This window comes from Actinoplanes sp. 13 (genome assembly GCF_056134165.1).
This window is the reverse complement of sequence record NZ_JBVYOQ010000001.1, coordinates 1,026,161-1,034,158: the sequence shown is the minus strand read 5'-3', so window position 1 is coordinate 1,034,158 and position 7,998 is coordinate 1,026,161. Positions and strand designations below refer to the sequence as shown.

Here is a 7,998-nt window from a genome sequence, read left to right as displayed (position 1 = left end):
CGTAACCGGACGACCGGCGGTTTCATCCTGATCGACGAGACCACCAACCGCACCGTCGCCGCCGGCATGATCATCGAAGCGCGCTAGACAGGCTTCAGAAGGGCGGCGGTTCGGACCCCCGGACCGTCGCCCACACCGTCTTTCCGCTCGCGGTCGGCACCGCGCCCCAGCGCGCGGCCGTCTCCTGCACCGCCCGCAGTCCCTGCCCGCGCTCGTCGAGCGGCAGGTCCGGCCGGGGCCAGGCCAGCCGGATCATCTCCGGCAACCGCGGACTCCCGTCGGCCACCGACAGGTGCAGGCCCGGACCGCGACGGGTCACCATCACGTGGATCGTCGTGCCGGCGTGCTCGACCGCGTTCGTCACCAGCTCCGAGATCACCAGCCGGCTCGGGTGCAGCAGATGGACCATGCCCCAGGCCAGGCAGGCGTCGCTGACCAGGTTGCGGGCCACGCTCGGGGCGTCCACGTCGGGCTGCAGCGTCACGCTGCGCCGTTCAGCACCCGGCATCCGCCCGGCCAGCGCCACCCGGGCCTGCCGGACCCTGGCATAGACCGGGAGGAAACGACCGGCGCCCAAGCCTTGCATCCGGTCAGCCAGCGGCAGCTCCGGTGGAACGCAGAGCGCCAGGCACACCGGCGGTTCCAGCCCGGCGGCGACGTGCTGAGCGGTCACCCACGTGGAAGCGCTCGCGCTGTCCGGGTCGAGCAGGCCGGACAGGTCGACGATCATCCCGTCCGGGTGCTCGGTGAAGCACTGGCGCAGCGTCGTCGAGGCGTTGTAGCTCAGGTGGGCGTCCCAGGGACCGCGGACGGTTAGCAGGGCGACGGCGGCGTCCTCGCCGTCGTCGTGACGGACGCTGACACTCTGCTCCGTGTCATCGCGAAGTTGCGGTGGGCTGACCCCCATGCTGCCCACGATAGCCACGAAATCGGCGGCTCAGCCCCTGGTCTCGCTCCTGCGGGTGATCGGATGAAAGGCCGACCACCCCCCTCGGATTAGGCACCCCGGTCGCGGTCGGTGCGCTCCTCCATGGCGTCGGCCGCGGCGCCGGTGAGGTCCCCGGCGGGTACGGCGATCTCCTGGCCCTGCGCCCGGTCACGGGACGCGGCATCGGGCTTCGGCTGCGGCCCGGTGGGGTCACCGGCGAAGCCGAACTCGTTGGGTTCCTGCGGCGAATTCGTCTCGGTCGTCATACGACCCGCCATACCCGCCGCAGGGCCCGTCAAGCCTTACAGCTTCGTGGCGCCCGGCCCGGCCACCGCCACCCAGCTGGTCGGCGCCGTGAAGCCGTGCTTCTCGTACGCCGCGGCCACCGCCGCGGCGGTCGTCTCGGCACGGTCCGCGTCCACCAGGGCGAGCACGCAGCCGCCGAAGCCGCCGCCGGTCATCCGGGCGCCGTACGCACCGGACTCCAGGGCGGCCTCCACCGCCACGTCCACCTGCGCCACCGTGATCTCGAAGTCGTCGCGCATCGAGGCGTGCGAGGCGGTCAGCAGCGGGCCGATCTCGCGAACCCGGCCGGAGCGCAGCAGCGTGACGGTGTCCAGCACCCGCTGGTTCTCGGTGACGATGTGCCGGGTGCGCCGGCGCATCACGTCGTCGTCGAGCCGCTGCAGGGCCGACTCCAGCTCGTCCACGCCGATGTCGCGCAGCGCGGCGACGCCCAGCGCGGCGGCCGAGGCCTCGCAGGACTTGCGACGGGCGCCGTACTCGCCGTCCACGTGCTGGTGCGGCGCGTTGCTGTTGATCACCAGGACGGCCAGGTCCTCGGCGGCCAGGTCGAACGGGATCTGCTCGACCTGGTAGCTGCGGCAGTCCAGGAACAGCGCCCGGCCCTCGAGGCACCGGATCGACGCGGACTGGTCCAGGATGCCGGTCGGCGCCCCCACATAGACGTTCTCCGCGCGCTGGGCGATCGCCGGGCGCCGCTCCAACGGCACGTCCAGCCCGCCCAGATCGATCAGTGCGGTCAGCACCACCGACTCCATCGCGGCCGACGAGGAGACGCCGGCGCCGAGGGGCACGTCGGAGGCGAGCGCGATGCGGACCGGCGGCACCTCATGACCGGCCTCCTGGAGGGCCCAGACCACCCCGGCGACGTACGCTCCCCAGCCGGTCACCCCGCCCGGCTCCGTGGTCCCGAAGCTCACCGGCTCGGGTGCGAGCGTCGAGCAGACCGTCCAGCGGCCGTCCGGCGCCGGGCCGACCGCGGCGACGGTGCGCTGCGGCAGGGCGAACGGCAGCACGAAGCCGTCGTTGTAGTCGGTGTGCTCGCCGATCAGGTTCACCCGCCCCGGCGCGGCCCAGAGCCCGGCCGGCTGGGCGCCGTACGCCTCGCGGAACGCCGTCTCGGCGGAGGAGACCAACGTCATGCCACGTGCCTCTGATAGAAGGTCCACGCGTCGCCGATCATCGCCTGGAGGGTGTTCTTCTCCGGCACCCAGCCCAGTTCCTCGCGGGCGCGGGCCGAGGAGGCCACCAGGGTGGCCGGGTCGCCGTCGCGGCGCGGGGCGATCTCCACCGGGATGGCCGCGCCGGTGACCTCGCGGGCCGCCTCGACGACCTGCCGGTTGGAGAACCCGTTGCCGTTGCCCAGGTTGTAGATCCGGTGCTCGCCGGCCACCGTGGCGCCGAGCGCGAGCAGGTGCGCCCGGGCCAGGTCCTCGACGTGGATGTAGTCGCGGACGCAGGTCCCGTCCACGGTGGGGTAGTCGTCGCCGAAGAGCTGCAGCTTCTCCCGCTTGCCGGCCGCCGCCTGCAGGGTGATCGGGATGAGGTGGGTCTCCGGGTCGTGCCGCTCGCCGATCTCGTGCTCGCCGGTGATGTACGCGCCGGCCACGTTGAAGTAGCGCAGCGAGACGGCGGCCAGGCCGTGCGCGAAGGCCTCGGAGGTCAGCGCCAGGTCGAAGGTCAGCTTGGTGGACCCGTACGTGCTGGTCGGCGCCTTGATCGAGGACTCGGTGATGGGGAGTTCGACCGGGTTGCCGTAGACCGCGGCGGTGGAGGAGAAGATCACTCGCGGTACCTTGGCGGCGCGGATCGCGTCCAGCAGCGCGAGCGACTTGACCACGTTCTCGTGCCAGTAGAGCCCGGGCTTGGCCATCGACTCGCCGGCCGCGATCAGCCCGGCGAAGTGCAGCACCGCGTCGAAGCCGGCGTCCGGGGTGAGCACCCGGGCGGCGTCGGCGATGTCCGCCTCGATGAAGGTGGCGTCGGGGGCGACCGCCTCCCGGAAGCCGGTGGCGAGGTTGTCCAGCACGACGACCTCGTGGCCGGCGTCCAGCAGTACCCTGCTGGTCACGCTGCCGACGTAACCGGCGCCGCCGGTGACGAGCAATTTCACGAGAAGGCCCTTTCCTCGGTCCGGACAAACATAGAATTGCCCGAAACCGCTCATAAGTCAACAGGTTCGAACATCGGCCCGAACCGGTGGGGGGTTCACGGTTTGCGGGCCGAGACTGACACAATGGCGCCATGTCCGACGTTGCCCGCCGCCCGCGTGTACTCTCCGGCATCCAGCCGACTGCCGATTCCTTCCATCTCGGCAACTATCTGGGCGCCGTCCGCAACTGGGTGGCGATGCAGGACTCGCACGACGCCTTCTATTGCGTGGTCGACCTGCACGCGATCACCATGGGACATGACCCCGTCGCTCTCCGTAACCGTACTCGGCTTTCCGTGGCCCAGTTGCTCGCGCTCGGGCTCGACCCGGACCGGTGCACGCTCTTCGTCCAGTCGCACGTGCCCGAGCACGCCCAGCTGGGCTGGGTGCTGAGCTGCATCACCGGCTTCGGCGAGGCCGGCCGGATGGTGCAGTTCAAGGACAAGTCGGCGAAGGCGGGCCAGGACAGCACCTCGGTCGGCCTCTTCACCTACCCGATCCTGCAGGCCGCTGACATCCTGCTCTATCAGGCCGACCAGGTTCCGGTCGGGGAGGACCAGCGGCAGCACCTGGAGCTGACCCGGGACCTGGCGCAGCGCTTCAACACCCGCTTCGGCGCCACGTTCACCGTGCCCTCGGCGTACATCGTCAAGGACACCGCGAAGATCACCGACCTGCAGGACCCGACGATCAAGATGTCCAAGTCGGCCTCCTCGCCGAACGGCATCATCGAGCTGCTGGAGGACCCGGCCCGCTCGGCCAAGAAGATCAAGTCGGCGGTCACCGACACCGGGCGCGAGATCCTCTACGACGAGGTGAACAAGCCCGGCATCAGCAACCTGCTGACCATCTACGCGGCGCTCACCACGCGGACCATCGACGAGCTCCTCGAGGAGTACGACGGGCGCGGCTACGGCGACCTGAAGAAGGATCTCGCCGAGGTGCTGGTCGAGTTCGTCAAGCCGATCCAGGAGCGCACCCGGGCGTACCTCGACGATCCCGCCCAGATGGACAAGATCCTCGCCGTCGGCGCCGAGAAGGCCCGTGCCGTCTCCGCGGCCACCCTCGCCGCCGCCTATCAGAACGTGGGTTTCGTCAGCCCCGCCCGCGGAGCCTGAGCCGGTGTCCGAAAGCGTTACGCGCATCGGCGTGGCGATCGACATCCCGGAACCCTGGGGCTCGGTGCTGACCCGCCGGCGCGCGGAGGCCGGTGATCCGCAGGCCGCCTACACCCCGGCGCACGTCACCCTCCTCGGCCCGACCGAGGTGGCCGCCGACGCGCTGCCGGCGGTGGAGAAACATCTGGAGGCGGTCGCGTCCGCGCAGCCGCCGTTCACCATCCACCTGCGCGGCACCGGCACCTTCCGCCCGGTGACCGAGGTGGTCTTCGTGACGCTGGCGATGGGCATCAGCGAGTGCGAGCTGCTGGCCGAGGCGATCCTGCGCTCCGAGGACGTGCGGCGGGACACCCGCTTCCCGTACCACCCGCACGTCACGGTGGCACAGGACGTGCCGCCGGACGCGCTTGACGCGGTTTTCGACGACCTGGCCGGCTTCTCGGCGCGGTTCGAGGTCGCCGCGTTCACGCTCTTCTCGCACGGGGGCGAGGGGCCGTGGCGGCCACGCCGTGACTTCGTGCTCGGCGGCCGCCGGGGCTGACCCGCCTCGGCCGTGAGTTTGCGCACTATTCCGGTGCTGTCGGCTACGGTCGTCCCGTGAATCCAGTCGACCGGGCGTACGACGCGAGTGCCGCCCGGATCATGGCGCTGCGCTACCGATCGCCCTACTTCGATCATCTGTGCCGGGCGATCCTGCGCTATGAGGACGTGCAGGGCGGCCGGCTCGCGGCGGCGATCGCCTACTACGGCTTCTTTGCGATCTTCGCCCTGCTGCTGATCGGCTACTCGGTCTTCGGCTTCCTGCTGACCAACAACGTCGAGCTGTTCGGCCTGGTCGGCGAATTCCTCGGGGAGAACCTGCCGTTCCTCGACGTGCAGGCCATCCTGGACAGCAAGCGGACGGTCGGCATCGTCGGCATTCTGGGCCTGACCTTCACCGGCATCGGCTGGGTCGAGTCGATCCGCTCGTCACAGCGGCTGATCTGGCAGTTGCGCGAGCAGCCCGGCTACTTCGGCGTACGCCAGGTGGTCGACCTCACCGTGCTGATCGGCGTCCTGCTGCTGCTCGCGCTGTCGCAGCTGGCCGTCTACGGCCTGGAGCGGCTGCTGCACTGGCTGGCCGGCGGCGGCTTCACGACGGTGCTGTCGATCGTCAGCTACGCGCTCACCCTCGGGGTCAACATGCTGCTCGCGGCCGCGCTGCTGGCCGCGGTGCCCCGGCTGCGGATGACCGCGCGGCGGATGGCCCCGCCGGTGCTCCAGGTCGGCATCGGGATCATGCTGCTCAACACGGTGGGCAAGTCGTTCGTCGCGCTGGTCGAGCGCAACCCGGCGTACGGCCTGGTCGGCTCGGCCGTCGGCGCGCTGGTCTACCTCTACGTCTTCAACCAGCTGCTGCTGTTCGGCGCCGCGTGGGCGGCGACCAGCCCGCACGGCCGGGTGGTGGACCTCTCGGCCGACGATAAAACCGCCCCGGTAGGACAAAACACCTGGATCAGGCACGCCCGCCCGCGATGATGAGCCGGTGGGCACCCTCGTGACACTGCACCTGCCACCCGACTCGCCGCTCGTCGCTCTGCCGTGGGTCCTCACGATCGGCCCGCTCGACGACGAGGCCGGATGGGACCCGGCGGTGTTCGGCCCGTACGAGCGGGCCCACGCCCTCGCCCTGGCCCGTGCGGTGGTGGCCGACGACGACCTGATGGCGGTCGTGGAGCCGACGCTGCCGCTGGCCGGTGTGGACGCGATCCGCGGGGAGATCGAGCGGCTCAGGACCGGGCCGGCCGACGGCGAACCAGCCGCGGAGGCGGTCCCCGCCGAGGCCGGCGGCCCGCCGGAGCCGGCCGAGGTGCTGGCCGGCTGGCGCCGGATAGCCGGGGGCCTGACGCGCTGAGCGCACTGGGATACTGGCCGCGTGACGATCTCCAGACGGTGGGCGGCGTTCCTCATCGCGGTGGGCGTGTGGACCTGGGTCATCTGGCCGCGGTTCGGCGTCGCGATCTGGAAGGACGACCGCTCGTTCGCCGGCGGGGCGCCCACCTCGTTCCTCTGGGTGCACGCTCTGCTGATCCTGGCCTCGCTGGCCGTCGGCACCACGGTGGGTGTCCTCGGTGTGCGCGCCTGGCGGGCGTCCCGGGCGGATCGCGCCTGACTTCTCCCGTGATGTACGTCGCCGTAGTGATCTGCATCGCCCGGACAGGCTGACACAAAGCGGTGCCGGGGCCGGGACCTGCGATTGCAACCAGGTAACGGTGCGCGAACAGTCCGGAACGATCCCCTGACGAGGCGTTTAGGCGACGCTACGCTGCCGACCTGAGATTCACCGTGCAAATTCGGTGAGCACTGGAAGGAGGGCGTCTTGCGCCCAGTACGTGGGAAGCGGATCCTGGCGATTCTCGCGGCGGGTGGGCTGACGCTCGCCGCCGCCGCGTGTGGCGACGCCCCGGAAGAGACCACCCCGGGTAGTGGCAGCAGCGCGGCCGCTGCATATTCGGCCTGCATGGTCACCGACCTCGGTGGCATCGACGACAAGTCGTTCAACGCCTCCGCCTGGGCCGGCCTCGAGGCGGCCAAGGCCGAGGCCAGCAACATCACGACGAAGTACACGGCGTCGTCGTCGGAGGCCGACTACGAGCCCGGCCTGCGCGGTTACGTGACCCAGAAGTGCAACTTCATCCTGGCCGTCGGCGGCCTGATGGGCGACGTCACCAAGAAGGTCGCGGGCGAGAGCGCCGACTCGCAGTTCGGCATCGTGGACAGCGGCAGCACCGGGCCCAACGTCTACCCGATGCAGTTCGCCACGCACCAGGCCGCGTTCCTCGCGGGCTACCTGGCCGCGGGTTACTCGAAGTCCGGCACGGTGGGCACCTACGGCGGTCTGAAGATCCCGCCGGTGACCATCTTCATGGACGGCTTCGCCGACGGTGTGGCGCACTACAACACCGTCAAGGGCAAGAGCGTCAAGGTGATCGGCTGGGACAAGGCGGCCCAGAACGGCACCTTCGCGGAGAGCTTCATCGACCAGAACAAGGGCAAGACCATCACCCAGACCCTGGTCTCCCAGGGCGCTGACGTGGTCATGCCGGTCGCCGGCGGCACCGGTCTGGGCACCGCCCAGGTCGCCAAGGACTCGTCCGGCAAGCTCTCGGTCATCTGGGTCGACCAGGACGGCTGCAAGAGTGCCGAGCAGTACTGCGACGTGTTCCTGACCACCGTGGTCAAGAACATCACCGAGGCCGTCCACCAGGCCGTGGTCAAGGGCGCGAAGGGTGAGGCGCTCGCCGCCACCCCGGGTTACCTCGGCACCCTGGAGAACGACGGGGTCTCTCTCGCTCCGTACAACCAGTTCGACTCGAAGGTCGACGCCGCACTGAAGACCGAGATCGACACGCTGAAGACGGACATCGTCTCCGGCAAGGTCAAGGCCGAGTCGCCCAGCGCGCCGAAGTGACCCGTCGGTAGTAACATCTGGCCGCCGCTCGGCCGCAGGACCTGAC

11 protein-coding genes are annotated in these 7,998 nt (G+C 70.3%); 7 read left to right on the top strand and 4 right to left on the bottom strand.

All coding sequences use genetic code 11. The annotated features are described in order from the left end of the window. Window positions 1–87, top strand: an 87-nt coding sequence (locus AC0NH5_RS04725) for an elongation factor 1-alpha C-terminal domain-related protein (protein WP_474400371.1), incomplete at its 5' end; no start/stop codon positions are given. Window positions 88–94: 7 nt separating this feature from the next. Here AC0NH5_RS04725 and AC0NH5_RS04720 read toward each other — a convergent pair. The 4 genes from AC0NH5_RS04720 to galE form a co-directional block, all read right to left on the bottom strand. Further along, window positions 95–907 (bottom strand): ATP-binding protein, encoded by an 813-nt coding sequence (locus tag AC0NH5_RS04720; RefSeq protein ID WP_474400288.1) that lies wholly within the window; start codon window positions 905–907, stop codon window positions 95–97. Between the two features lie 89 nt (window positions 908–996). Further along, the gene (locus tag AC0NH5_RS04715; protein WP_474400287.1) at window positions 997–1,194 is read right to left on the bottom strand and encodes a hypothetical protein; all 198 of its coding nucleotides are present in this window, start codon (window positions 1,192–1,194) and stop codon (window positions 997–999) included. Window positions 1,195–1,230: 36 nt separating this feature from the next. Beyond that, on the bottom strand, window positions 1,231–2,373 hold the full coding sequence (gene galK / locus AC0NH5_RS04710) for a galactokinase (protein ID WP_474400285.1): 1,143 nt from the start codon (window positions 2,371–2,373) through the stop codon (window positions 1,231–1,233). Continuing rightward, window positions 2,370–3,398 carry a UDP-glucose 4-epimerase GalE gene (galE, locus tag AC0NH5_RS04705; protein WP_474400283.1) on the bottom strand — a complete coding sequence of 343 codons (1,029 nt, stop codon included), beginning with the start codon at window positions 3,396–3,398 and terminating at the stop codon, window positions 2,370–2,372. The genes galK and galE overlap by 4 nt, the downstream gene beginning before the upstream one ends. 77 nt (window positions 3,399–3,475) lie before the next feature. Between galE and trpS the strand changes: the two genes are divergently transcribed. The 6 genes from trpS to AC0NH5_RS04675 all read left to right on the top strand — a co-directional run bounded on the left by trpS (window position 3,476) and on the right by AC0NH5_RS04675 (window position 7,952). Further along, complete coding sequence (trpS, locus tag AC0NH5_RS04700; protein ID WP_474400281.1) at window positions 3,476–4,501, top strand: tryptophan--tRNA ligase; 1,026 nt, start codon at window positions 3,476–3,478, stop codon at window positions 4,499–4,501. 4 nt (window positions 4,502–4,505) lie between these two features. Continuing rightward, the gene (locus AC0NH5_RS04695) at window positions 4,506–5,042 is read left to right on the top strand and encodes a 2'-5' RNA ligase family protein (protein WP_474400280.1); all 537 of its coding nucleotides are present in this window, start codon (window positions 4,506–4,508) and stop codon (window positions 5,040–5,042) included. A 56-nt stretch (window positions 5,043–5,098) separates the two neighbouring features. Beyond that, window positions 5,099–6,019, top strand: a complete 921-nt coding sequence (locus tag AC0NH5_RS04690) for a YihY/virulence factor BrkB family protein (RefSeq protein ID WP_474400278.1) — start codon at window positions 5,099–5,101, stop codon at window positions 6,017–6,019. Window positions 6,020–6,026: 7 nt separating this feature from the next. Further along, window positions 6,027–6,395 carry a hypothetical protein gene (locus AC0NH5_RS04685; protein WP_474400277.1) on the top strand — a complete coding sequence of 123 codons (369 nt, stop codon included), beginning with the start codon at window positions 6,027–6,029 and terminating at the stop codon, window positions 6,393–6,395. A 21-nt stretch (window positions 6,396–6,416) separates the two neighbouring features. Further along, window positions 6,417–6,653, top strand: coding sequence for an SCO4848 family membrane protein (locus AC0NH5_RS04680; protein ID WP_474400276.1), 237 nt, complete (start codon window positions 6,417–6,419; stop codon window positions 6,651–6,653). A 207-nt stretch (window positions 6,654–6,860) separates the two neighbouring features. Continuing rightward, the gene (locus tag AC0NH5_RS04675) at window positions 6,861–7,952 is read left to right on the top strand and encodes a BMP family lipoprotein (RefSeq protein ID WP_474400274.1); all 1,092 of its coding nucleotides are present in this window, start codon (window positions 6,861–6,863) and stop codon (window positions 7,950–7,952) included. Window positions 7,953–7,998: the final 46 nt, after the last annotated feature.